The following is a 24,371-nucleotide window of genomic DNA, read 5'->3' on the forward strand; positions in this document are numbered from 1 at the left end:
AAAGCTATCGCCAAATAAGAAATCGTTCTTTGCTATGAGAAAAAAAGCATTAGTGAACAGGGTGTTATGAACAGGTAAATAAAAGGGAAGGCTATTTGCAGATACTGCACATGAACAGTCGATATTGGTATTTCCCCCGCGCCAAATTTGAGTGTTTAACTTAGATCAGGTGAAGCAAGAGGAGTAAAGACGATGAAAAAATGGATCAGCACGTTACGGCGGTTTTTTGCGACCCGACCCGCGAATGCGGAGAACAGCGCGCAGCGTGTTCTTGAGTCGATACTGCCTGTTGCCAGCCTGTATGGCGTGGACGTTGCCAACATCGACCCGGAGTGGTTCCATGATAAAACGTCACGCTGAACTGCGCCGCACGCGCGAAATGTACTGGAATGAGCTGTGCGTGCTGCATGTAAAGCAGGGATGAACGGAAAAATACGCGGGCAAATCCTCGGTAAACCATAGCCGTTTTGTTACCAATATCTCCTTTCTCAGAAGGAGATGATAATGAAACGGACAGTATTAACCCCGGCACTTTCTGCCACCGCACTACTGATTGCCATGCAGGCGGCACACGCTGCGCCACAGGCGCATGTCGTCTGCGGTTACTCCCACACGCTCGGCGACGATGCCATTATGATGTACGGCATGCCCAACGAGGCCATGCTGCACGATTTTTTTGGCAACGCGCAAACGGATGCCTTCTCCAGCCGTGAATCGCTGCGTAAAGATGAAAAGACCACCTGCGATAACAAAGCAGACAGCTCGGCCTACTGGGCACCCTCTCTGAGATTGCCTGACGGAACGGTGGTTAAACCTGCCTATCAAAAAACCTATTATCAGGCATCGAACGTGGACGCCTGGCCGCTGCACCCATTCCCGGCGGGGCTGTCGCTGCTGGCGGGCGATCATCACGGCACCGCGCCGAATCCACATATCACCTTCCTGTGCGCTAACGGCAATGGCTACACCACCAAAACGGGTGAGGTCTGCGGCTTACGCAAGGCGAACGATGCCGTGCAGTTTAATATCGGCATTCAGTTTCCGAACTGTTGGGACGGGGTGAACCTGAAGCCCGCCCACGGTCTGATCAACGCCACCTACGACACCAAAGGGCAGTGCCCGTCCGATTTCCCGGTGAAAATTCCCACCGTGAACATGAACATTGCGTACGTGCTCCCGACAATTAGCTCGCTCGATACCAGCAAAGCGCAGCTTTCCCTCGACCCCATCATGCACGGCGACGAGCGTGAAGAGCGATGGGGAAGCCTGTATACGGCGCATGCTGACTTTATGAACGGCTGGACGGAAGACGCCGCGCGCTTTATGACCGACCTGTGCATGAATCGCGGGCTGGATTGTGGTACTACCGTTCCGTATGGTTATTCAAAAGCGAAGGCCAACGTCTGGCTCAGCAGCCTGGAGCCAGCGCTTTCCCAGCCCGATCCCCAGGCCCTGCTGGTGCAGGATAACTGGCAGAACGGCGGACGCACGAGAAACAGCGAAACGCTGTCGCTGGTGAAGTTCCATATTCCGCCGCTGCCTGCCGGACAGGATCCTGCGCAGTTTAAATACCGCGTGCGGATTTATGGCGGGAAAGTGGAAACCAACGGCGCGGATCAAATCTTCTTCTATCCGGCAAGCAACGACTGGGATCCGGCCAGCGTGAGCTGGCAGTCGCGGCCAGCCTGTAACTACCGTTCGGATGCGGTGCTTTACCTTAACCACTCCCGCGAATACCGGATGGTGGACGTGGATAAAGCGGTGCGCAAGGCGCTGGCAGAAGGGAAAACCGAGATTTCGTGGTACATCGGCGGCGATCGTCAGGGCAATCACTACCAGTTTGAGACGGCAGCATCCCCACAAAGCCTGATCCTCATGCTGACCGGCTTTAGCAAAACGCCGGAGATCTGATCGCGCCGCGTTTTTTTGTTCTCATCAACGTTAACTGGTAATGTCGATAGCCTGAATGACGGTGCCAGTTAACGCTATGAGCATAAAAAAAATGATAAAGCGCAGCATCGCGGTATGGGTGCTGGTCTGCCTGATAAGCGGCGTGCTGCTGTATGCGGAACAGATACGCCGCCAGTTCTGGGAGCGCGATCGCGAGTTTACGGCGCTGTATTCGGCGATCGGCGCCGTGCTGACGCAAAACGAGTCGGTGCTTCCGCTTCTGAATGGCGATGAAGACCTCGCCGCGTTGCGCAAAAAATTCCCCCACATTAAGGCCCTGGAAAAAACCACCGGTCGTGCGCTGGACGCCGCGCGCGTGGAGCCGTTTCGCGGTGTTCAGTACTGGCTATACAACCCGTGGCGGCAGATCCGCGTCCTGATCGACTTAACCGCGCTGCTTGCGCCGGGCCATCGCTTTGCAGAGCTGCATCTGAACCTCTCGAATGACGATCAACCGGGGTCTACAGGCGCGTTCTGGCACTGGCAGCGCGCCTTCCCGCAGCATACACAACCCTTTATTCTCTCTGCCGCGGCAGATCCGGACTGGTTCAGGGTCTCCTGGCTGGCGTATCCGCTACTCTTTCTGACGTGGGGAATGGTGATTGCAGGCGCGGGAACCGTGATCTGGCAGCGCAAACAGCGCCAGCAGGCCGAGCAGCGTGCACTTTATTATCAGCATGCCAGGCTTAACACGCTGGGAGAGATCACCGCGGGCATCGTCCATGAAATCAACCAGCCGCTTACCGCCGTGCAAACCTGGATCCAGGGGGCGCAGCGACAGCAGCAGGATAATCCGCAGGCCGTCTCGCAGGCGCTCGCGGCCGCGCTGCTGCAAACGCAGCGTATCAGCGCTTTGCTGACGCGGTTTCGCGAGCATGTGGTACAGGAGAAGGTGACCCTGCGCGAAACCGATCTGGTGCAGTGCTGGCAGCAGGTGGAGAATTTACTGGAGCACGAGCGTAAATCCCGGCGTGTCGCGGTCATTCATGCGTTTGCTGCGGATGCCACGATCGTGATGGCGGACCGACTCTGGCTGGAACAGATCCTGCACAATCTGCTCAGCAATGCGATTCAGGCGCAGCAGGAGAGCACGCACGGCTGGGTGCGAATCGACAGTCAGAAAAATGAGAAGGGCATTCTGGTGACTCTGACCGACGGCGGGCCCGGGTTTAGCCCTGATGCCCTGCAGAACGCATTTATGCCATTCTTTAGCGGACGTCCCGGCGGAATTGGGCTGGGGATGACGCTAACGGAGACGCTGATGACGCGCATGAACGGCTCGATAGCCCTGGGCAATGCCCCGCAGGGTGGGGCGCAGATCCGCTTGCAGCTGGCAGCAGGAAAGGAGATAAAGCATGGATAAGGTGGTCTGGCTCATTGATGACGACGAGTCCATCAGAGAATCCCTGGCGTTTTTACTGTCAGGGATGGGCTGGCAGGTTAAGGCCTTTGAGAGCATCGAGGCCTTTACTAAGGCGCAGCGCGATGAATCGACGCTCGTCGGCTGTCTGCTTCTGGATATGCGCATGCCGGGCAAAGGCGGGCTGACGTGGCTGGAGGAGGGCGAATGGCCGTGGCCGCTGCTGCCGGTCATTATCATGACCGGGCACGGAACGATTGACGCCTGCCGTCGCGCGTTTCGCAACGGCGTGTTTGAGTTTTTCACCAAACCGTTAGACGCCGATAAACTCATCGAAACGGTTGGGCTGGCCTTTGAGGAGAGCCAGCGACGGTCTGCCGCCTGGCAGGATCTTTCGCAGATCAAAGCACGCTTTGAACAGCTAACCGCGCGGGAGCACGAGGTGCTGACTGTACTGATGGAAGGGTGCAGTAATAAAGAGGTGGCTGCACGTCTGAATCTTTCCCCGAGGACCGTGGAAGCGCACCGCGCAGCGGCGTTTGCCAAGCTCGGCGTTACTAGCCTGGTACAGGCGAGCCGGGCGTACGACAAATTGCAATCCGTATAACTACCAGGTGGAGTGCGTAATCAACCGAATTACGTTTCATCGCGCCGTTAAGTAACCTCCGGGATGTCTAACAACACGCGAGGAAGTGCGATGAAAAAAGTCATGATGGTTGCGGCACTGGTCGCGGGTAGCGTAAGTCTGGCCGCGCAGGCCGAGACGTTGACCCAAAAAAATCTCTCTCTGACCCAGGCTAACGCGCTGGCAACATCCGCCATTCAGTCCTGTGCAGCGAAAAATTACCAGGTCGCGGTCACGGTGGTTGACCGTGCGGGCGTGGTAAAAGCGGTGCAGCGTATGGATAACGCCGGTCCTCACACGGTAAAAGCCAGCGAAATGAAAGCGTTTACGGCGCTTAGCGCAAAGAATGCGTCAGGCAAAGTAATGGAAGCGGCGCAGAGCAATGCGGGCGCACAGAATATGCGTGATATTCCAGGCTTCCTGCTGCTGGCAGGTGGTCTGCCGGTAAAAGAAGGTGATGAGGTGATTGGGGCTATCGGCATCGGCGGTGCGCCGGGCGGTCATCTTGATGAAGCCTGCGCTCAGGCGGCCATTGACGGGCTGAAAAAGTAGTAAAAAAAAGCACCGGTTTTCCGGTGCTTTTCTTATCAAATTTTGCAGGCATCACCGCAGTCGTCGTCAGCAACAACCGCCTGCGCTTTTTTATCCGCGTCGTCCAGACGTTCCGCGTTACGCTCTTCCGCTTCATCCAGTCCGTTAAAAACTAAGTTATCGAGATCAATTTCCATGTTGCACCTGCTCTTTTCGGGTTTTGATACTGGCACAGTATAGGGTAAAAAACGCCGGCAATGTACCTCGCAGCACATAAGGATAATCCCTGCCATACTCAGTGCTTTATCACCGAGGAGCGCTCATGATTACACTCTGTAGAACCTGCGGTACTTCCTATGATGGAAAGCCGGAGAGATGTCCGATTTGCGAGGATGAACGCCAGTATGTCCCGGCCAGCGGTCAGGCGTGGATTGATTACGCGACGGTGACGGCCACACACGCGAACAAGTGGCAGCAGCTGGAGCCCGCGCTGTTCAGTATCAAAACGGTACCGTCCTTTGCTATTAACCAGCGAGCGCTGCTTCTGCGCACCCCCCACGGCAATATTCTGTGGGACTGCATCGCCAACCTCGATCCCGCAACCCAAACGCTCATCACCGCGCTCGGTGGCCTTCACGCCATTGCGATTTCGCACCCGCACTATTACACCACGATGCAGGCGTGGGCCGCGGCTTTCGATGCGCCGGTCTATCTCCACGCCAGCGATAAGGAGTGGGTGATGCGCGACAGCCCGGCGATTCATTTCTGGGATGGCGACGCGCTGGAGATTATGCCCTCGGTCACGCTGCTGCGCCTCGGCGGGCATTTTGCGGGCGGGGCGGTGCTGCACTGGCAGGAAGGCGAGGGCGTTTTGCTGGCAGGGGATATTTTGCAGGTCACCCCGGGGAAAGATGCCGTGTCGTTTATGTGGAGCTACCCGAATATGCTTCCGCTGCCTGCCCGTACGGTTGAGGACGTTATCCGGCGCCTGGCAGGAAAACCGTTCGCTCGTCTTTACGGCGCGTTCGAAGGGCAGAACATCCAGGCCGGTGCCGACGACATCGTGCAGCGGTCGGGCCAGAAATATATTGCTTGTCTCAGGTAAAGTACGGTGGGTAAACTTTACGAGTGTGATCGCGATCATACCTAAACGAAAACAGATAAAAGAGAAATTGCTATGCAACATATCATTGAAGGTTTTCTCAGCTTTCAAAAAGAGATTTTCCCGCAACGTAAAGAGCTCTTTCGCAGTTTAGCGTCCAGCCAGAATCCCAAAGCGCTGTTTATCTCCTGCTCCGACAGCCGTCTTGTTCCTGAACTGGTCACCCAGCAAGAGCCGGGACAGCTCTTTGTCATTCGTAATGCTGGCAACATTGTCCCTCCGTTCGGGCCGGAGCCAGGCGGCGTCTCTGCAACCATCGAGTATGCGGTAGTGGCGCTGGGCGTGACCGACATCGTGATCTGCGGCCACTCCAACTGCGGCGCGATGAAGGCGATTGCCGATAACGCGAACCTGGAGCCAATGCCTGCTGTATCGCACTGGTTGCGCTATTCCGACGCGGCAAAAGCCGTGGTTGAGAAAAAAAGCTGGGATAAGCCGATCGATAAAGTGAATGCGATGGTGCAGGAGAACGTGTTTGCGCAGCTCAGCAACATCAAAACCCACCCGTCCGTCGCGGTGGGCCTGCGTAATAACTCGCTTCGCCTTCACGGCTGGGTGTACGATATTGAAAGCGGCAAAATCCTTGCCCTGGATAAGAACACCAAAACGTTCGTATCGCTGTCGGAAAACCCGGAGGTCTTCTTCGAGTAATGACCGATAGCAGGGCATGGAAGCCCTGTCAGTTCTCCACATACGGTAATCGACGCCGTACCCCTGAGGCAGGTTTTTCAGCCGCCTTCGCCATCGCTTCTGCAATCTCCGCGCACTCCGCCAGCCCCTGAACGAAGGGACGATCGTGCATCAGCCAGGGTATCGCGCCGAAAGCGATGCGCCCGCGAACCGATTCAGGCGCTTGTAGCGTGTAATCCTCGCCGATATCGGGTATTTCTTCCCCCGTTGCTTCCAGTCGTTTGCGTATCGTCGGGAAGGGCAGATCTTTCGTTTTGAGCGGCTTTTGCCCGCGAGCGTCAATAAAAACGTCGAAACGATAAACGGTCTCTCGTGTGGTGATGACTGTCCGATCGCTGCCGGCATCAAGCGTGTAATCATCGCCGAGCGCTGTCACGCTAATGATGCCTGCCTCGCGAAGCGCGAGAAGCCTGCGAATAGACTGCGGCGGGATGGCGGCATAGTTGTCGATAAACACGCGCGCCAGGCCCTGCTTAAAGCGTTTTCTGTCCTGCTCGCTGAGATGCGGAACGATCTCCTGAACGACCTCATGCAGCCGAAGTACGGTGTAGCGCCAGGCCACGGTACGGCGTTCACGTTTGTTCCGCTCAACCTCGCTGAGGTTCTCTTCCGCCCAGGTGAAGGGCCCGTGCCGTTTACGATCCTCAAACCACGCCTCACGAAGGCTGTCGGCATCCTGGTTACGCAGAGAAATTTTCTCGCACCACGCCGGGTCGGCGAGTTCAAGCTCTTTCACCATCAGAGCAAAGATGCGGTCAAGCAGGCCATCCGATCCTTTGGCTATCTCGCTTTCAACCACGAATTCGGTCAACACCGACAGCGGTTCATAAGGGATAGGGCAGTAAAAATCGGCTTCCGGCAGAATGCCCGTTCGGGACATTAGCGTAATGTTTAACCCCTCGCTGCCTTTGTCGAGGATGAATTCACCATCACGAAACTCACCGTGCTGCATCACCACCGCCATAGCCGCGTCCAGACCGCTCAACGAGGTTCCCATAATGCCCACGCGGCAAGGAGGAATGCTGGCGTCCATCAAACCGGACCACGGGCTTGGGAAGAACGTGCGCGTGGCTTCATCCTCTTCTGGCCAGACATGGCCGGTGGCGATAACCGCCAGGTCGAATTGATCGGGCAAGGTGTCGTCATTGACTGAAAGCGTTACGCCGGATGTCGAGGGGATGATGTCCGTTACCTTCGCGGATTCATGGACCGTAACCTGGAACCCCAGCTTTTGAGCCTCTTTTACAATTGAACGAAAGCTGTCGCGAAAATACTCTCCCAACAGGAGTCTGGGCAGGAACTGCCGATCATGCAGGCTGGCTTTATCAACCTTAAAGCGCGCCAGATGGGTGTCGCTCTGTTCCTTGAGCCAGTCGAGGTAGGTCATAAAAATGGGGGGAATTTCAATGCTCGCAATGTTCGCCAGCATCAGCCGGGAATTATCGTCGTCATTATAGGGCATGCCCACGCCGGCTTCATCGGCCTCTTCAAAGACTGACACGGAGAGCGGGGTGCTGTTATTCAGCAAATGATAAAAGGTGTAAATCCCTGTGGGGCCGGAGCCGATAATCGCGATATTCTTCATTGACGCGCTTCCTGTATTTTTTCCATAAGAAAAGCGTAGCAGGAGAATAATGATGGAAATAAGGGATTAAGAAAATTCAGGGTAACAAGAGAGGATTTGCACCATTTCAGGACTGAAATGGTGCGTCCGAGTGGACTCGAACCACCGACCCCCACCATGTCAAGGTGGTGCTCTAACCAACTGAGCTACGGACGCAGAATGGTGCGTTCAATTGGACTCGAACCAACGACCCCCACCATGTCAAGGTGGTGCTCTAACCAACTGAGCTATGAACGCAACGTGTTGTCGGTGACAACGGGGACGAATATTAGCGGCACAGCACCAAGGAGGCAAGAGGGAAAACGCATTTTTCTCTCTGATTTCACGCGATTGCTTCATTACCGCGCAAAGTGAAGAGAAAGTAGCCGCCAGACGGCGGCTACTGCGTAGTTAACGTGCAGCGCGCTGCAAAATCACTGTTGACGGCTGGCGCTGCAGGAAGCGCATGCGCAGCATCATCATGATCGCCGCCGATGTGAGTCCGATGATAAAGCCCATCCAGAATCCGGCTGGCCCCATGCGATCAACGACCAGATCGGTCAGCGCCAACACGTAGCCAGCCGGCAGACCCAGCACCCAGTAGGCGATAAAGGTAATAAAGAAGATCGAACGCGTGTCTTTATATCCGCGCAATACGCCGCTGCCAATCACCTGGATGGAGTCAGAAATCTGATACACCGCAGCCAGTAGCATCAGGTGTGAGGCCAGCGTCACCACGTCCGGGTTGTCATTGTAAAGCAGGGCGATCTGCTCACGCAGCGCCACCGTGAACAGTGCCGTACAGATGGCCATACAGACACCGACGCCCAGCCCGGTGCGCGCGGCCGTTTGCGCATCCAGCGTCGAGCCCTGACCCAGGCGGAAGCCAACGCGAATCGTCACCGCCGCCGCCAGCGACATCGGCAGGACGAACATCAGAGAGCTGAAGTTGAGGGCAATCTGGTGCCCGGCCACGTTAACAATCCCCAGCGGGGAGACCAGCAGGGCGACCACGGCAAAGAGCGTCACCTCAAAGAACAGGGCCAGCGCAATCGGCAAGCCTAGCTGTACCAGACGCGTCATGATGCTCCAGTCCGGCGTGCTGAAGCTCTTTGCGTTGCGAATATCGCGCATTGAACGGGCGCGTTTCACATAGGCGATCATACTGAAGAACATTACCCAGTAAACGGCCGCCGTCGCCACGCCGCAGCCGACGCCGCCCAGCTCTGGCATGCCGAAATGACCGTAAATAAAGACATAGTTCACCGGAATATTCACCAGCAGGCCGATAAAGCCCATCACCATGCCGGGTTTGGTTTTCGCCAGCCCTTCACACTGGTTACGTGCTACCTGGAAAAAGAGGTAACCAGGCGCTCCCCAGAGCAGGGCGCGCAGATAGCCCACGGCTTTGTCTGCCAGCGCCGGGTCAATATTGTGCATGGCACGAATGATATGGCCCGCGTTCCAGAGCACGACCATAATCAGCACGGAGACAAACCCTGCCAGCCAGAAACCCTGGCGGACCTGATGGGCAATACGCTCGCGACGACCCGAGCCATTGAGCTGAGCGATAACCGGCGTGAGCGCGAGCAGCAGACCGTGGCCGAACAGGATGGCCGGAAGCCAGATTGACGTGCCGATGGCAACGGCCGCCATATCGGTGGCGCTGTAGCCGCCCGCCATTACCGTATCCACAAATCCCATTGCGGTCTGGGCCACTTGCGCGACGATCACTGGTATAGCCAGTGCCAATAACTGGCGCGCTTCATTCATGTACTTCTGCACGTGAACACCTTTATTTTGTAGTTATATGAGAGACAAAAAAGCCGCCGTAACTGGCAGCAAGAAGAAAATGCAGGGGGGTGCCAGCTATTGTAGCGGGCTTTAGCTATTTATCTAGTGAAAAAATCGCCAGAAAATGCGCTCCGCTGGCAACCTGTTTTTCCAACTGTTATTGTGGTGGGATTAAACGGTGTTACCACCGTCCGGAAAAAACAGGAGTTGTAAGCATGTTTACTGGTATTGTGCAGGGCACCGCCAAAGTGGTGTCCATTGATGAAAAACCTAATTTTCGTACGCATGTTGTAGAGCTGCCGGAATATATGCTTGATGGCATCGAAACCGGCGCCTCGGTTGCCCATAACGGCTGCTGCCTGACCGTCACCGAAATTAATGGCAACCAGATTAGCTTTGATTTAATGAAAGAGACGCTGCGTATTACCAACCTGGGCGAGCTGGTGGTGGGGGACACCGTCAACGTTGAGCGGGCGGCGAAGTTCAGCGATGAGATTGGCGGCCACCTGATGTCCGGGCATATCATGACCACCGCCGAAGTGGCGAAAATCGTGACCTCGGAAAATAACCGACAAATCTGGTTTAAAATGCAGGATCCTTCATTAATGAAATACATCCTCTATAAAGGGTTTATTGGCATTGATGGGATTAGTCTGACGGTGGGAGAAGTGACGCCAACCCGTTTTTGCGTGCATTTAATTCCTGAAACGCTGCAGCGCACCACGCTGGGTTCGAAAAAACTGGGGCATCGCGTGAATATCGAAATCGATCCGCAAACCCAGGCGGTTGTCGATACCGTTGAGCGCGTGCTGGCCGCCAAAGAAGCCGCAATAATAAAGACCGCAGAAGAAGAATAAAAAATACCCCCGGCAAGCCGGGGGTATTTTTCTAGCGTGCGACCCGCAAGCCGTGTTCAATCCCTCGGCTGAAAACAACCTGCCAGAGCTGAATATCGCGCGCGCGAAACGCCCCCGCGCAGGCATTCAGATAATAGCTAAACATCCGCTTGAATCGTTCAGAATAGTTGTCCGCAATTTCAGGCCAGGCTTCCTGAAAACGCGCATGCCAGGCCATTAACGTGGTGTCGTAATCCGCGCCGAAGTTATGCCAGTCTTCCATCACGAAATGGGATTCGCTGGCGTTGGCAATCTGGCGAACGGACGGTAAACAGCCATTCGGAAAGATGTGTTTGTTGATCCACGGGTCGACGTTATTGTCGGTCCGCTTCGAGCCGATGGTATGCAGCAGGAAGATGCCGTCCGGTTTCAGATTACGGTCCACCACCTCAAAATAGGTGTCGTAGTTTTTTGGCCCCACGTGCTCGAACATGCCGACGGAAACGATCCGGTCGAACTGCTCGTTCAGGTCACGGTAGTCCTGCAGCCGGATATCCACATCAAGATCCTGACAGCGCTCTCGCGCCATTTTTTGCTGTTCTGCTGAGATCGTCACGCCGACCACGCTGACGCCGTAGTGCTTCGCCATAAAATACGCCAGCCCGCCCCAGCCGCAGCCGATATCCAGCACGCGCATGCCGGGCTGTAGCTGCAATTTCTCGCTAATCAGGCGCAGTTTGGCCTGTTGAGCCTCTTCAAGCGTCGACGCCTCTTTCCAGTAGGCGCAGGAGTATTGCATGAAGGGGTCCAGCATGCGGCTGAACAGATCGTTGCCGAGATCGTAATGCTCTTTGCCGACGATCCACGCACGTTTTTTACTTTGCAGATTAAACAGGCGGGCAGAGGCGACACGCAGGGTGTCTTTCAGATTGCGAGGGAGCTGTTTTTCAAGGCCGGCACGCAGCACGCTGGCGAAAAAGGTATCCAGCCGTTCGCACTCCCACCAGCCGTCCATATAGCTTTCTCCCAGACCTAACGATCCCTCCCGCAACACGCGTTTATAAAAATCGGGATGTTTAACCTGAGGATCGGATGGCGATGATCCATTGATAGTGATGCCTGCCCGACCTAACAGTTCACTGACGATCCGGGACCAGTTATCGTCCGGAACGCTGACTTCTTCTATACACGATGAACTCATAGCTTCTCCATCACCCTACTGTGATCAGAACCTTAAAACAGCGTAGACGCTTTTTTTGGTTTGTGAGAAATCTCACGGTAAATACCGCGAGGCTAGTATCCGACGTAGAACAGAGGAAGGGAGATAACCCTTGCCGAAATGCCTTCCATGGTAAAACGGGAGCACTCCGGCTCCCGTTAACACTTAATATTTATCGTATTTAATCGAACCAAATTTAGTATAGGCCTCAAAATTTGGTGATTCAATAGAAAATTCTTAGCAACCTAATCACTGAAAATTAACATAGTTCCTGGTGCGATCAGGCGTGCGAGGTTTCAACCTGCGTACTCTCATCCTGTGCGGCAGCCTGCATGCGATAGCCTATGACGGCCAGCGCAACGGTAGCCAGCATTACGCTGGTTGTCGTCAGTAGCGGCGTGGCAATCAGCGCTGAGACTACCAGACTTGCCAGGAAGCACAGCCCCAGCTGCAGGGTGTTCTGCAGCGCGGCCGCGCGGCCTGTCGCCTGCGGGAACGGACGCAGCGCCTGCGCCACAACAATAGGGTAGATCGCCCCGTTCGCGACGGCCATCACGCAGAATGGAATCAAAATTTCGGCCAGACCGGCACCCGGAATAAAGCCAACGGCCCAGGTCCCGATGACGCTCAGCGCATACAGTACCAGCAGCCATGGCAGCATCTGCTGACCTTCCCACTTTTGCAGCGCCGCGCGGCAGCCATACCCGCCCACCAGGAACGCGATAGTCTGTGGAACATAGCTCAGGCCGATGGCTGCCGGGCTGTAGCCCATATCGTGCAGAATGAACGGCGAACCGGTGAGCCACGCGAAGAAGCTTGCCGAGCAGGCGGCATAGATCAGAACGTTGCCGCGATACGCTTTTGTGCTGAGCAAGGAAGTGAAGGTGATCGGCTTCGCGTCTGCGTGCACCTCTTTTTTATGCGCGGGCTTGAGGGCGAATGCCGGCAGCATCAGCACCAGCGTGATGGCAAACAGCGTGGCAAAGATGGCCTGCCAGTCAAAGTGCGCGAGGATCCAGCTGCCCAACAGAGGGGCGAGGGCAGGAGAAAGCCCTACCAGCGGCATAATGGTGGCGAAAATACGGTTGGTGCGGTTTGCCGGATAGTAGTCGGTGACCAGCGCCTGCCAGGTCACGGCAGCGGCACAGACGCCGACCGCCTGAACAAACCGCAGTACCAGCAGCCAGGTGGCATCGCGCACCCATAGCATTCCCAGGCAGCCCACGGCAAAAATGGCCAGACCCAGCAGCAGTACCGGTTTACGGCCAAAGCGATCCGAAAGCGGTCCCCAGAGCAGCTGCGCGAAGGCAAAACCGGCAAGGAACAGGCTCAGGCTGGCGCTGATGGCGGCAGCAGGGGTTTGCAAATCTTCCTGCATGGCGGCGAAAGCCGGCAGGTACATATCGGTGGCCAAAAAGCCCAGCACGCTTAAGCCGCCGAGCCAGACTAAAAAACCTTTCCTGGGTTGCACTGTTTTATTCTCCTGAGGAGGCAGGTATACGTTGGCGCTGAGTGTAGGGAGTGCAAAGCCGCTTGTGAAACGCTAATATTTGGCGGGTGCATTCAAATTTTTTGCAGGCAGAAAATGTGGTCAGATTATTCTCTTGAAGTGGTCGATGCTGTCGCGCGTAACGGCAGCTTTAGCGGGGCGGCGCAGGAGCTGCACCGCGTCCCTTCGGCTATCAGCTATACCGTACGTCAGCTTGAGGAGTGGCTGGCGGTACCGCTGTTTGAACGGCGGCATCGTGATGTGGAATTAACGCCTGCAGGGGCGTGGTTTTTGAAGGAAGGGCGTTCTGTTATCAAAAAAATGCAGATCACCCGCGAGCAGTGCCAGCAGATCGCGAACGGCTGGCGGGGACACCTTTCCATTGCGGTGGATAACATCGTTAAGCCCGAGCGCACCCGGCAGATGATTGTCGATTTCTACCGTCATTTTTCTGACGTCGAACTGCGGGTTTCGCAGGAGGTGTTCAACGGCGTCTGGGATGCGCTGGCGGACGGCAGGGCAGAGATGGCCATTGGGGCCACGCAGGCGATCCCGGTCGGGGGGCGTTACGCCTTTCGCGATATGGGGATGCTGAGCTGGAAATGCGTGGTGGCAAGCGATCATCCGCTGGCGAAGATGGAAGGGCCGCTGAGCGATGATACGCTGCGCGGCTGGCCGTCGCTGGTGCTGGAGGATACCTCCCGCTCGCTGCCCAAGCGTATCACCTGGCTTTTGGACAACCAGCGGCGGGTGGTGGCCCCTGACTGGGAATCGTCGGCGACGTGCCTCAGCGCCGGGCTCTGCGTCGCGATGGTACCCGTTCATTTTGCGAGACCGCGAATCGACACCGGTGAGTGGGTTGAGCTGGCCCTGGAGAATCCGTTCCCGAATGCGGCCTGCTGCCTCACCTGGCAACAAAATGATGTTTCGCCGGCGATGGCCTGGCTTCTGGATTATCTGGGGGACAGCGAAACGCTTAACCGGGAGTGGCTGAGGGAGCCAGCCTGACTGGCTCCGCAATGAGATTAACGACGGTAGTCGCGGAACGGGCCATCCGCAACGGAACGGCGTTCGATAAGGCGAGGGTGAACTTCGATGGACTGCGACTCTTCACGTTTGTTGACGATCCTGTCCAGCAGCATATTGAAGGCGGTTTCACCCAGCGAATCTTTCGGCTGGTGAATGGTGGTCAACGCTGGCGTGAAGAAGCGCGCGTTGCGCACGTTGTCATACCCGATCACGGAGATGTCCTGCGGGACGCGCAGACCCAGCTCATCGGCCGCACAGAGGGCGCCCATCGCCATGATGTCACCCCCGCAGAAGACGGCGGTCGGGCGGTGCGGCTGGGAGACGATCTGCTGCATCGCGCGGTAGCCTGATTCCGGCTCAAAGTCGCCCTGCACGATCCAGTTTTCCGGCACGGTAATCAGCGCTTCTTCCATCGCTTTCATAAAGCCGGCCAGACGGCCCGCGCCGGTGTTGCGCTCCAGCGGACCCGGGATCACGCCAATCTCGCGATGGCCGCGCTCAATCAGATAACGGCCGGCCATATAGCCGCCCTCAAAGGCGTTATCGATAACCGAATCGGTGAAATCCGCGCGCGCTTCGCCCCAGTCCATCACCACCATCGGAATATGGCGATACTCTTCCAGCATCGACAGCACGGATTCCGGGTACTCGGAACACATTACCAGCAGGCCATCCACGCGCTTTTGCGCCATCATCGACAGGTAGGCGCGCTGTTTTTCAATGCTGTTCCATGCGTTGCCGAGAATCAGGGTATAGCCTTTCTGGAAGCAGTTTTTCTCCACCGCTTCAATGATCTCGGCAAAATAGGCCGCTTCACTGCTGGTCGCCAGTAATCCAATGGACTTGGTGTGATTGACCTTGAGGCTGCGCGCAACCGCGCTTGGCGAATAGTGCAGCTCTTTGATCGCTGCCCAGACCGCGTTGCGCGTCTCTTCCGCCACGAAGCGGGTTTTGTTAATTACATGTGATACGGTTGTAGTGGAAACGTTTGCGCGTTTTGCTACGTCTTTAATTGTTGCCATTAAATGTCACTCCAGACCATATCCTAAGCTCCTGAAAAACTTGAAGGTAAACGTTTGCCTTCTCTCACCCTTATCACGCAATTTTGGATTGCGGCACGCCAGGAAAACGACACGGGACGTCAGGAGGGGGTCAATGGCCGGTACGCTAATAAATTTAGCGTGGAATTTTGGCCTATCTTGATGAAAAGGGGAAGAGGTAAAGTGGTTATCAGTATAAATCCAGGAAGATTTTTGACGGAATCTGTGCAAAAATGAGCAAGCTCACTTTTCGTGGGGGGATTAAAAGGAGAAAAATTGATGAGTTCCGATCTGAAGTTTTCGCTGTTCACCACCGTTGTTGTGCTGGCTCTGATTGTCGCGGCCGGTCTGACGGCTGCACTGCACTGATTTACGCGGAGGGAGATCCTTCTCCCTCCCCATCGCCGCGATTGTTACTTCTCTGGCAAAAATCTTTTGCCATTTTGTTAACTTCTCATTTTTTGTGATTGATGTCATGCTTTCTGCTTCTTTGTTCTGTGTCACCACATGACACGGCATCCGGAGTTGACGCATGAAAATCAATTTTCCCCTGCTGGCCCTGGCGATTGGCGCTTTTGGGATTGGCACCACTGAATTCTCCCCGATGGGGTTACTGCCTGTTATTGCCCGGGGCGTAGACGTCTCGATCCCTGCGGCAGGCATGTTAATCAGCGCTTACGCCATCGGTGTGATGGTGGGGGCGCCGCTGATGACGCTTCTGCTTTCTCACCGGGCGCGCCGCAATGCGCTGATTTTCCTGATGGCGATTTTCACTCTGGGCAACGTGCTTTCGGCCATTTCGCCGGACTACACCACCCTGATGCTGTCACGCATTCTGACCAGCCTGAACCACGGCGCGTTCTTTGGGCTGGGCTCGGTCGTGGCCGCAAGCGTAGTGCCAAAACACAAGCAGGCAAGCGCTGTAGCGACCATGTTTATGGGGCTGACGATTGCCAACATTGGCGGGGTGCCGGCGGCAACCTGGCTGGGGGAAGCGATCGGCTGGCGTATGTCCTTCCTGGCGACGGCCGGGCTGGGCGTGGTCGCAATGGTGGCGTTGTTCTTCTCTCTGCCGAAAGGCAGCGCAGGAGAACGTCCGGAAGTACGTAAAGAGCTGGCGGTGCTGATGCGCCCGCAGGTGCTCTCCGCGCTGCTCACCACGGTGCTGGGGGCAGGGGCGATGTTTACCCTCTACACCTATATTTCACCGGTGCTGCACGATATCACCCACGCAACGCCTCTTTTCGTTACCGCGATGCTGGTGCTGATTGGCGTCGGCTTCTCGATCGGCAACTATCTCGGCGGGAAATTTGCTGACCGTTCCGTGAGCGGGACGCTGAAAGGCTTCTTAACCCTGCTGATTGTCATTATGGTTGCTATCCCGTGGCTGGCGCGTAATGAGTTCGGAGCGGCGATTGCGATGGTCGTCTGGGGGGCCGCAACCTTTGCCGTGGTGCCGCCGCTGCAGATGCGCGTGATGCGTGTTGCCCATGAGGCGCCGGGCCTCTCGTCTTCCGTGAATATCGGGGCGTTCAATCTCGGCAATGCGCTGGGCGCAGCCGCCGGAGGCGCCGTGATTTCAGGTGGTCTGGGGTACAGTTTTGTGCCGGTGATGGGGGCCATTATTGCCGCGCTCGGCCTGCTGCTGGTAATGATGTCCGGCCGTAAACAGCCTGAAGCCGTTTGCACGGCGGAATAAGAAAAACGCAGAAGGGCGAACCCTTCTGCGTGTCTTTTACGCGGCGAAATTCTTCGCGACAAATTCCCAGTTAACCAGCGCCCAGAAGTGTTCCAGGTAGTTCGGGCGCGCGTTGCGGTAATCAATGTAGTAAGCGTGTTCCCACACGTCCACGGTCATCAGCGGCGTAGCGCTGGTGGTCAGCGGGGTGCCCGCGTTGGACGTGGACACGATAGCCAGTTTGCCATCCGCCTCTTTTACCAGCCACGTCCAGCCAGAACCGAAGTTCTTGATGGCTGCATCGGTAAACTTCGTCTTAAACTCGGCGAAGCTGCCAAAAGCGGCGTTAATGGCGGCCGCCAGCTCACCGGCAGGTTCGCCACCGGCATTGGGTGCCAGGCAGTGCCAGTAGAAGGTGTGGTTCCACACCTGAGCCGCGTTGTTAAAAACGCCACCCTCTGAGCTGCGAACGATCTCTTCCAGCGTTTTGCCTTCGAAATCGGTGCCCTTGATCAGGTTGTTCAGGTTGGTGACGTACGTCTGGTGATGTTTGCCGTAATGATATTCCAGGGTTTCCGCTGAAATGTGCGGTGCCAGGGCGTCTTTTGCATACGGTAGTGCAGGTAATTCGAACGACATTGCTTCTCTCCTTATTGTATTTTGCGTTGCCAATAACCACACAGACAACAGGGACAGGATAGCAAATTGAAAGGGTATGCAAAAGAGGAACTTACCCTGCCACGGATGTGGCAGGGCAGGGATTAGCGAATGGTTTTTGGCGTCATCACGCGACGCGCGCCGACGTAGTGGCGCATCCAGTAGTCTTCACTGAGCGAGGTGATCTGAATATCCTGGCCGCTGCGCGGTGACTGGATGAATTTCCCGTTGCCAACGTAGACGCCGACGTGGTCAGCCGTGCCGCGACCCTGGGTACGGAAGAAGACCAAATCGCCGTTTTCCAGCTCCCCACGGTTAACCGGTGACGCATCGCGCAGGTGATACATCTCGTTGGCGGTACGCGGAATGCGGAATTTAACCAGATCTTTATAGGCGTAATAGACGAGGCCGCTGCAGTCGAAACCGGTGCGCGGCGAGCTGCCGCCCCAGCGATAAGGTTTGCCAATCTGTCCCATCAGCTTATTCATCGCGGTTTTTTGCGCTTTTTGCACACGCACTTTATGCACATCCGCCAGTTTCGTCACCTTCGTGCATTTTGCTTTATGCCCTTTACGGGTAATGCATTTTTCTGTAACGAGGTTAGCGGCGGTCAGCGAAGCTTTATTTTTGGTGGTGCGGGTAGTGCGGGAAGATTTTGTTTTCGTCTTGCTGGAAGCGGTCTGTTTAGTCTGAGCGGTGGTTTTTTTCTTGACGTTCTTAGTGGTGGTTTTTTTCTTACGTTCTGTGGCTTTTACCAGATGGCTTTTTTGTACAGCAGATTGCCGCGCCTGCTGAGAGGCGTTTGCCGCTGGCGTGAAAGTGAGTGAAGTAAACAGTAAAGCACAGAGCGTGATCGAGATTTTAGTTATCCGCGCCACTGGGCAGTCCCCTGATATATGCAGGTCATCAATAATACCCGCGTGTGATTTACAAAGCCCGTCGATTCTAATCCATAAAAACCCGAGAAGTTAATAGCATTTTTCAATCTAAAAACCTGTTTCGTTAGCAAGTGCAAAAAAAATCATCGTTCTACCGCACAATTGTTCACTCCCTAAGCAAAACCCTGACGGTCGCAGGGGTAAACACCATTTGCAATGCAACTTTTGTAGAGTCGCGGTAAAATATATAAACGTGACGAAAATGTTATTTTCCGATGCCAGCCTGACCCGCTACAATGTCAGACTATTGCCGTAACAGAAGTTAAAGGAAGCAAGACATGAGCACCACTATTGAAAAAATCCAGCGCCAGATCGCTGAAAACCCGATTCTGCTGTATATGAAAGGTTCTCCGAAGCTGCCAAGCTGCGGCTTTTCCGCGCAAGCGGTTCAGGCGCTGTCAGCCTGTGGTGAGCGTTTTGCTTACGTTGATATCCTGCAGAACCCGGACATCCGCGCAGAGCTGCCAAAATACGCTAACTGGCCGACTTTCCCGCAGCTGTGGGTTGACGGCGAACTGGTTGGCGGCTGCGATATCCTGATTGAGATGTACCAGCGCGGCGAACTGCAGCAGCTGATCAAAGAGACGGCGGCGAAGTACAAAACCGAAGAGCCAGACGCTGAGTAATTTTCTGCGTTAATAAAAAAGCGACCTGATAAGGTCGCTTTTTTTTATTCTTCACTGTCGCCCATCGGCAGCGGCCAACCGCCCAGACGCTTCCAGCGGTTGACGATCTCACAGAACAGCTCTGCGGTGCGCTCCGTGTCGTATAAGGCGGAGTGTGCCTGGGTGCCGTCAAACGGTATACCCGCCGTAATGCAGGCCTTTGATAACACCGTTTGTCCCAGCGCCAGGCCGCTCAGCGCGGCGGTGTCGAAGGTCACAAACGGGTGGAAAGGGTTGCGCTTGAGCGACGCGCGCTCGGCTGCAGCCATGGTAAAGCTGTGATCGAAGGTGGCGTTATGGGCCACCATGATGGCGCGGCTGCAGTTGCTCTCTTTCATGCCTTTACGCACCATTTTAAAAATGGCGTGCAGCGCATCATATTCGCTGACTGCACCGCGCAGCGGGTTATGCGGATCGATACCGTTAAACGCCAGCGCCTCCGGCTGTAAGTTTGCCCCTTCGAAAGGTTCAACGTGGAAATGCAGCGTGGTGTCCGGTGTAAGCCAGCCCTGTTCATCCATCTTCAGCGTGATGGCGGCAATTTCAAGCAGCGCATCGGTTTTAGCGTTAAATCCGGCTGTTTCTACATCAATGACAACGGGATAAAAACCACGAAAACGGTCGCACAGACCGCTAAATTGAGCGTTATCGGACATCAGGGTCTCTTACCAGGGAAAAAGCAGAGCGCATTATGGCAAATTTTGCGGGGGGATGCAGTAAAACTACGGGCGCATGTTGCGCCCTGAGGGATCAGTTGCCCAGACCGCGGCCCGCGTCTTTGGCTTCAATCAGCTCGATCTTGTAACCGTCCGGATCTTCGACAAACGCAATCACGGTGGTGCCACCTTTTACCGGGCCCGCTTCGCGCGTGACGTTACCGCCATTTTTGCGAATGCGTTCGCACGCTTCGGCCGCGTTGTCCACTTCCAGCGCGATATGGCCATAGGCGGTACCCAGCTCATAGCTGTCCACGCCCCAGTTGTAGGTCAGCTCAATGACCGATTCATCCGTTTCCGGGCCGTAACCCACGAACGCCAGCGAGTATTTGTATTCCGGGTTTTCGCTGGTGCGCAGCAGCTTCATGCCCAGGACGTTAGTGTAGAAATCGATCGAACGTTGCAGGTCGCCAACGCGCAGCATGGTGTGAAGTAGGCGCATAATTTCCTCATTAACCAATGGAATAGACTATTTTTTTTAACAGAAACGATGTTTTAGTATAGCGGCGAAGTGTCGCCGCTATCAATGAACAATGGCAAGATTACAGAGAAGGATAGTCGGTGTAGCCTTCCGCGCCGCCGCCGTAGAAGCTCTCAGGACGCTGCGGGTTCAGGGCCGCTTTCTGCTGCAGACGGGCTACCAGATCCGGGTTGGCAATATAGTCGCGGCCAAATGCCACGGCGTCGATCAGCCCTTTATTAATCAGGTCTTCGGCTTTCTCTGGGGTATAAGCACCCGCACCGATGATCACCCCGTGGAAGCGCTCGCGCACTTTCTGACGGAAGGCTTCTGTGTAAGGCTTGCCGCCAGCCCAGTCCGGCTCGGACATGTGCAGATAAGCGATGCCACGTTTAGCCAGTTCTTCGATCAGGTACAGGGCATCGGCTTCTTCGTTCGGACCGTTGTCGACGTTCTGGAAAGAACCGATTGGGGAGACGCGGATCCCGATACGGTCCGGGCTCCACTCCTGGCATACGGCGTCAACCACTTCCAGCACCAGGCGAGCGCGGTTTTCGACACTGCCGCCGTACTGGTCGGTGCGATGGTTAGACGACGGTGACAGGAACTGGTGCAGCAGGTAACCGTGCGCGGAGTGCAGCTCAATCAGGTCAAAACCGGCTTCACGGGCGTTGGCTACGGCCTGGCGGAAATCGTTCACGATACCCGGGATCTCGTCCAGCTCCAGCGCGCGTGGCGTAGAGGTATCGACGCGGATCGCGTTGCCGTTTTCATCGCGCAGCGAGGTACGGGTATTCGCATTCAGGGCAGACGCTGAAACCGGTGCCTGACCGCCAGGCTGTATGCTGCTGTGGGAGATACGACCGGTATGCCACAACTGGACCGCAATGCGACCCTCTTCAGCGTGAACACCCGCGGTGATTTTCTGCCATGCGGCGATCTGCTCCGGGCTGTGCAGCCCCGGTGCACCCGCATATCCCTTGGCCTGAGCAGAAATCTGCGTAGCTTCGGTGATAATCAGGCCAGAGCTGGCGCGCTGACGATAGTATTCACCCATCAGTGGGGTTGGGATGTCACCCGGCTCAATGCTGCGCAGACGGGTAAGCGGAGCCATAAACACGCGGTTTGGCGCGGTGACGGCACCCACTTTTAAAGGGGTAAATAATTTTTCAGCTGACATAAAGACTCCTGAGTAGACCAGTCGACTAGTAATAATGGAAATAAAAACGCCTGCTAAGCGCCAGGCGCAGTAATCGTACTTTTCACATGCGCCAGCGCGCTTTCGAGCGGCACGGCACTGCGAGAAATTTTAGCCTGCAGGTTGGCCCCTAACCAGAGAGAGTAGAGCACCTGAGCCTGCGTTAAGGGATCGCCGGGGAAGGCGAGCGTATTTTCTTCGCGCCCCTTCGCCAGCGCCTGTGCCAGAAGGGCGATAACGCCGCTGGCGCCTTTATCCATTGCCGTGCGCATATCTTCTGAGAGATCGCACACTTCGGCAGAGAGTTTAACCGTCAGGCATCCGCTGATAATGCCCTGCTGACAGAACTGGTTCAGCGTTTCCTGATAGTAGTTCAGAACACGATCCCGATAGTTACCTTTCCCCGTGGCGAAGTGGGTCGCGAGGCGCTGGTGGTAGGCAGCATAGTGCCGCTCCAGCATCGCCACGCCAAAGGCCTCTTTGGACCGGAAGTAGTGATAGAACGACCCTTTCGGTACCTCAGCGGTTTTTAATAGCTCACTCAGCCCCATACCGGTAAAGCCGCGGTGCATGCACAGCCGCTCGCCGGTCGCCAGGAGATGTTCTCGGGTATCGTGTTCAGTATTTCTGCTCATGGATTCACTCTAATAGACCGTTCGGTCTAATGCAAGCTCTGTTACTGGCGACACGCGTTCAGAATGTCCAGCTGTTGCTGATAAACGCTTGATTTAACGTCCATCATGCCCAGCACCGTCGAGAATAAATTGTCCTGCGAAACCGCATTTTTTGCTGCGTGGTCGCGTAAACACTGCTCGTTGATGCCAAAGTTTTTCGCATAGTCCGGGGACAGCCAGAACATAAACGGAATGTGCGTCTGCTGCTCCGGCGCCAGCATGTACGGCGTGCCGTGCAGATAAATACCGCTCTCACCGAGCGATTCCCCGTGATCCGAGAGGTAAATCAGCGCGGTGTTCATGTTCGCCTGACGGGCTTTCAGTGCGTCAATGGTTTTGCTGACCATGCTGTCGGTATACAGAATGGTATTGTCATAGGTGTTCATCAGCGCCTGATGATCGCAATCCTGAATCTCATTGGTATCGCAGGTGGGGGTGAATTTACGGAAATTATCCGGGTAACGGCGATAGTACGCCGGGCCGTGGCTACCCATCAGATGGATAACCAGCACCGTGTCCTGCTTCAGACCGTCCAGCACGTTGTCCAGGCGGTAGAAGTTCACGTCATCTATACAGGATTGGTCTTTGCAGAACTGATCCAGCTTCCACTGCGTCATGTCGGTATGGGGAATACGATCGCACGCGCCTTTACAGCCACCGTCGTTGTCGCGCCACAGGAGGTTGAAACCCGCATGCTTGAGCACGTCGAGCAGCCCTTCCTGATGGTGCGCCAGGTCGGCATCGTATTTGCTGCGCGTCATACCGGAGAACATGCAGGGAACGGATACGGCGGTTTCAGTGCCGCACGACGAAGCCTGGGGGAAGTTGATCACATCCTGCTTTTTCAGTTCGGGGTTGGTTTCACGGCCGTAGCCATTCAGGGAGTAGTTCGCCGCGCGCGACGCTTCGCCGATGACCAGCACCAGAACGGTTTTCTTGTGCTGACCCGAAATCAGCGCGCCTTTGTGCGCATCTTCGCCAATCCGTACCAGCGTTTGATCGCCGGCAAACCAGCGCATTTTGCTGTATTTCAACACGGCGCTGACGTAGTTCGCCGGGGTGACCATTTTGACGATGCTTTTATTATTGCGGAACAGCGATGCGTAATCTTTATAAAACACGGCGGCGATAAGAATAATCACCAGCAGGGCACCGAGCATCGCAGCAACGCGCGTCAGCAGGGCGTACCACCATTTTCCGGTACGAATACGGGTCAGCGCCAGCACCAGGGATGGAACAAGACCGGCTATGACAATCCACAGAATCATCTGTGGGGTCACCAGGGCGGTGGCTTCCTGGGAGTTAGTTTCGAACACGTTCACAATCATGTTTTGATCGATGACCGCGCCGTAGGTAAACATAAAATAAGTTGCCGCAGCGCACCCGACGGTTAAGACGATCAGCAGCGGCTTGCGGATATACGGAATATTGAGCAGGCTAAAAACAATTACCCAGCCACAAAACAGCACCACCGGTACGGACGCGGCAAAGAGAATGTCGTGTAGATGAGCAGGGGCAATAATGGCCCAGCTGCGCTGAATAAACAGCCCGTTTAGCAGCGTAAAGAAGAGTGCACAGCCCAGAGTGAATTTAATGTCGTTACACTGTAACTTTTTACTTAACCACATCGATCGCAAAACCTGTCATTGTATTGATGTGGCGAGTATAGAGAGTGAAGATTAGTGAAACCTTAATGCCATAAAACTGTGGTAAAGCCCTTGCACGCGGCGCTGTTAGCGTCTTCACTGTAGGTGAGAGTGGTTAACCGGAGGTGAGTGTGGCAGAGCAACTGGAGTTTTTCCCCATCCAGAGCCCGTGCCGGGGGATTTGTCAGGTAGATGAGCGCGGTTATTGCCGCGGGTGCATGCGTACCCGTGACGAGCGTTTTAACTGGCAAAACTTCAGCGACACGCAAAAGCAGGAGGTGCTCCGCCTCTGCCGGCAGCGACTTCTGCGCAAAATCCGCGCAAACAAAGCCAGCGAGGCCGAAGAACCCCAGCAACCTTCACTGTTTTAATGCGGTAATTGCGTATACTCATGACATCACGTCCTTGAGG

At 55.5% G+C, this 24,371-nt stretch carries 26 protein-coding genes and 2 tRNA genes; 13 read left to right on the forward strand and 15 right to left on the reverse strand.

Annotated features, from left to right (window positions below):
* Positions 1-192: 192 nt before the first annotated feature.
* From HBM95_09760 to HBM95_09780, 5 genes are all read left to right on the forward strand, one after another.
* Complete coding sequence (locus tag HBM95_09760) at positions 193-360, forward strand: hypothetical protein (protein ID NIH43215.1); 168 nt, start codon at positions 193-195, stop codon at positions 358-360.
* A gap of 144 nt (positions 361-504) precedes the next feature.
* Complete coding sequence (locus tag HBM95_09765) at positions 505-1,911, forward strand: DUF1996 domain-containing protein (GenBank protein ID NIH43216.1); 1,407 nt, start codon at positions 505-507, stop codon at positions 1,909-1,911.
* A 55-nt stretch (positions 1,912-1,966) separates the two neighbouring features.
* On the forward strand, positions 1,967-3,313 hold the full coding sequence (locus HBM95_09770; GenBank protein NIH43217.1) for a two-component sensor histidine kinase: 1,347 nt from the start codon (positions 1,967-1,969) through the stop codon (positions 3,311-3,313).
* Entirely contained in the window at positions 3,306-3,917 is a 612-nt protein-coding gene (locus tag HBM95_09775; protein NIH43218.1) for a response regulator transcription factor, read from the forward strand. The genes HBM95_09770 and HBM95_09775 overlap by 8 nt, the downstream gene beginning before the upstream one ends.
* A gap of 90 nt (positions 3,918-4,007) precedes the next feature.
* Positions 4,008-4,487 (forward strand): heme-binding protein, encoded by a 480-nt coding sequence (locus HBM95_09780; protein ID NIH43219.1) that lies wholly within the window; start codon positions 4,008-4,010, stop codon positions 4,485-4,487.
* A gap of 35 nt (positions 4,488-4,522) precedes the next feature.
* On the opposite strand, the gene HBM95_09785 is transcribed toward HBM95_09780, so the two are convergent.
* On the reverse strand, positions 4,523-4,663 hold the full coding sequence (locus HBM95_09785; protein NIH43220.1) for a hypothetical protein: 141 nt from the start codon (positions 4,661-4,663) through the stop codon (positions 4,523-4,525).
* A 125-nt stretch (positions 4,664-4,788) separates the two neighbouring features.
* Here HBM95_09785 and HBM95_09790 point away from each other — a divergent pair, with 125 nt between their 5' ends.
* A complete protein-coding gene (locus HBM95_09790; protein ID NIH43221.1) occupies positions 4,789-5,571 on the forward strand; it encodes an MBL fold metallo-hydrolase in 783 nt (260 codons plus the stop codon).
* A 72-nt stretch (positions 5,572-5,643) separates the two neighbouring features.
* Positions 5,644-6,279 (forward strand): carbonic anhydrase, encoded by a 636-nt coding sequence (locus HBM95_09795; GenBank protein NIH43222.1) that lies wholly within the window; start codon positions 5,644-5,646, stop codon positions 6,277-6,279.
* Positions 6,280-6,307: 28 nt separating this feature from the next.
* Here the strand turns inward: HBM95_09795 and HBM95_09800 are convergent, their stop codons facing one another.
* The 4 genes from HBM95_09800 to mdtK form a co-directional block, all read right to left on the reverse strand.
* Positions 6,308-7,903, reverse strand: coding sequence for an FAD-NAD(P)-binding protein (locus HBM95_09800; protein ID NIH43223.1), 1,596 nt, complete (start codon positions 7,901-7,903; stop codon positions 6,308-6,310).
* Positions 7,904-8,021: 118 nt separating this feature from the next.
* A tRNA-Val gene (locus HBM95_09805) sits at positions 8,022-8,098 on the reverse strand.
* Between the two features lie 4 nt (positions 8,099-8,102).
* Positions 8,103-8,179: transfer RNA gene (locus tag HBM95_09810), tRNA-Val, on the reverse strand.
* Positions 8,180-8,332: 153 nt separating this feature from the next.
* Positions 8,333-9,706, reverse strand: coding sequence for an MdtK family multidrug efflux MATE transporter (mdtK, locus tag HBM95_09815; GenBank protein NIH43224.1), 1,374 nt, complete (start codon positions 9,704-9,706; stop codon positions 8,333-8,335).
* Positions 9,707-9,930: 224 nt separating this feature from the next.
* Here mdtK and HBM95_09820 point away from each other — a divergent pair, with 224 nt between their 5' ends.
* Positions 9,931-10,572 carry a riboflavin synthase subunit alpha gene (locus HBM95_09820; protein NIH43225.1) on the forward strand — a complete coding sequence of 214 codons (642 nt, stop codon included), beginning with the start codon at positions 9,931-9,933 and terminating at the stop codon, positions 10,570-10,572.
* A gap of 31 nt (positions 10,573-10,603) precedes the next feature.
* Here the strand turns inward: HBM95_09820 and cfa are convergent, their stop codons facing one another.
* A complete protein-coding gene (gene cfa / locus HBM95_09825) occupies positions 10,604-11,752 on the reverse strand; it encodes a cyclopropane fatty acyl phospholipid synthase (protein ID NIH43226.1) in 1,149 nt (382 codons plus the stop codon).
* 298 nt (positions 11,753-12,050) lie between these two features.
* Positions 12,051-13,241 carry a Bcr/CflA family multidrug efflux MFS transporter gene (locus HBM95_09830; protein NIH43227.1) on the reverse strand — a complete coding sequence of 397 codons (1,191 nt, stop codon included), beginning with the start codon at positions 13,239-13,241 and terminating at the stop codon, positions 12,051-12,053.
* A 114-nt stretch (positions 13,242-13,355) separates the two neighbouring features.
* Here HBM95_09830 and HBM95_09835 point away from each other — a divergent pair, with 114 nt between their 5' ends.
* Positions 13,356-14,267: a LysR family transcriptional regulator gene (locus tag HBM95_09835; protein NIH43228.1), complete on the forward strand. Its 912-nt coding sequence runs from the start codon at positions 13,356-13,358 to the stop codon at positions 14,265-14,267.
* Positions 14,268-14,284: 17 nt separating this feature from the next.
* Here the strand turns inward: HBM95_09835 and purR are convergent, their stop codons facing one another.
* On the reverse strand, positions 14,285-15,310 hold the full coding sequence (purR, locus tag HBM95_09840) for an HTH-type transcriptional repressor PurR (protein NIH43229.1): 1,026 nt from the start codon (positions 15,308-15,310) through the stop codon (positions 14,285-14,287).
* A 297-nt stretch (positions 15,311-15,607) separates the two neighbouring features.
* Here purR and ynhF point away from each other — a divergent pair, with 297 nt between their 5' ends.
* Positions 15,608-15,697 carry a YnhF family membrane protein gene (ynhF, locus tag HBM95_09845; GenBank protein NIH43230.1) on the forward strand — a complete coding sequence of 30 codons (90 nt, stop codon included), beginning with the start codon at positions 15,608-15,610 and terminating at the stop codon, positions 15,695-15,697.
* A 163-nt stretch (positions 15,698-15,860) separates the two neighbouring features.
* Positions 15,861-17,027, forward strand: coding sequence for an MFS transporter (locus tag HBM95_09850; protein NIH43231.1), 1,167 nt, complete (start codon positions 15,861-15,863; stop codon positions 17,025-17,027).
* A gap of 36 nt (positions 17,028-17,063) precedes the next feature.
* On the opposite strand, the gene sodB is transcribed toward HBM95_09850, so the two are convergent.
* Both sodB and HBM95_09860 read right to left on the reverse strand, forming a co-directional pair.
* Positions 17,064-17,645, reverse strand: a complete 582-nt coding sequence (gene sodB, locus HBM95_09855; protein ID NIH43232.1) for a superoxide dismutase [Fe] — start codon at positions 17,643-17,645, stop codon at positions 17,064-17,066.
* Between the two features lie 122 nt (positions 17,646-17,767).
* The gene (locus tag HBM95_09860) at positions 17,768-18,541 is read right to left on the reverse strand and encodes a C40 family peptidase (GenBank protein ID NIH43233.1); all 774 of its coding nucleotides are present in this window, start codon (positions 18,539-18,541) and stop codon (positions 17,768-17,770) included.
* A 338-nt stretch (positions 18,542-18,879) separates the two neighbouring features.
* Between HBM95_09860 and grxD the strand changes: the two genes are divergently transcribed.
* Complete coding sequence (grxD, locus tag HBM95_09865; GenBank protein ID NIH43234.1) at positions 18,880-19,227, forward strand: monothiol glutaredoxin 4; 348 nt, start codon at positions 18,880-18,882, stop codon at positions 19,225-19,227.
* A gap of 44 nt (positions 19,228-19,271) precedes the next feature.
* Here grxD and rnt read toward each other — a convergent pair whose 3' ends face one another.
* The 5 genes from rnt to eptA form a co-directional block, all read right to left on the reverse strand.
* Positions 19,272-19,922, reverse strand: coding sequence for a ribonuclease T (gene rnt / locus HBM95_09870; GenBank protein NIH43235.1), 651 nt, complete (start codon positions 19,920-19,922; stop codon positions 19,272-19,274).
* A 94-nt stretch (positions 19,923-20,016) separates the two neighbouring features.
* The gene (gene gloA / locus HBM95_09875; protein ID NIH43236.1) at positions 20,017-20,424 is read right to left on the reverse strand and encodes a lactoylglutathione lyase; all 408 of its coding nucleotides are present in this window, start codon (positions 20,422-20,424) and stop codon (positions 20,017-20,019) included.
* Between the two features lie 100 nt (positions 20,425-20,524).
* Positions 20,525-21,622, reverse strand: a complete 1,098-nt coding sequence (locus HBM95_09880; GenBank protein ID NIH43237.1) for an alkene reductase — start codon at positions 21,620-21,622, stop codon at positions 20,525-20,527.
* 53 nt (positions 21,623-21,675) lie between these two features.
* Entirely contained in the window at positions 21,676-22,275 is a 600-nt protein-coding gene (locus HBM95_09885) for a TetR/AcrR family transcriptional regulator (protein ID NIH43238.1), read from the reverse strand.
* Between the two features lie 41 nt (positions 22,276-22,316).
* On the reverse strand, positions 22,317-23,942 hold the full coding sequence (gene eptA / locus HBM95_09890) for a phosphoethanolamine transferase EptA (protein NIH43239.1): 1,626 nt from the start codon (positions 23,940-23,942) through the stop codon (positions 22,317-22,319).
* Between the two features lie 149 nt (positions 23,943-24,091).
* On the opposite strand from eptA, the gene HBM95_09895 reads away from it, so the two are divergent.
* Entirely contained in the window at positions 24,092-24,331 is a 240-nt protein-coding gene (locus HBM95_09895; GenBank protein NIH43240.1) for a DUF1289 domain-containing protein, read from the forward strand.
* Positions 24,332-24,371 lie beyond the last annotated feature (40 nt).

Source organism: Enterobacter asburiae, from assembly GCA_011754535.1.
GTDB classification, from domain to species: Bacteria; Pseudomonadota; Gammaproteobacteria; order Enterobacterales; family Enterobacteriaceae; genus Enterobacter; species Enterobacter cloacae_N.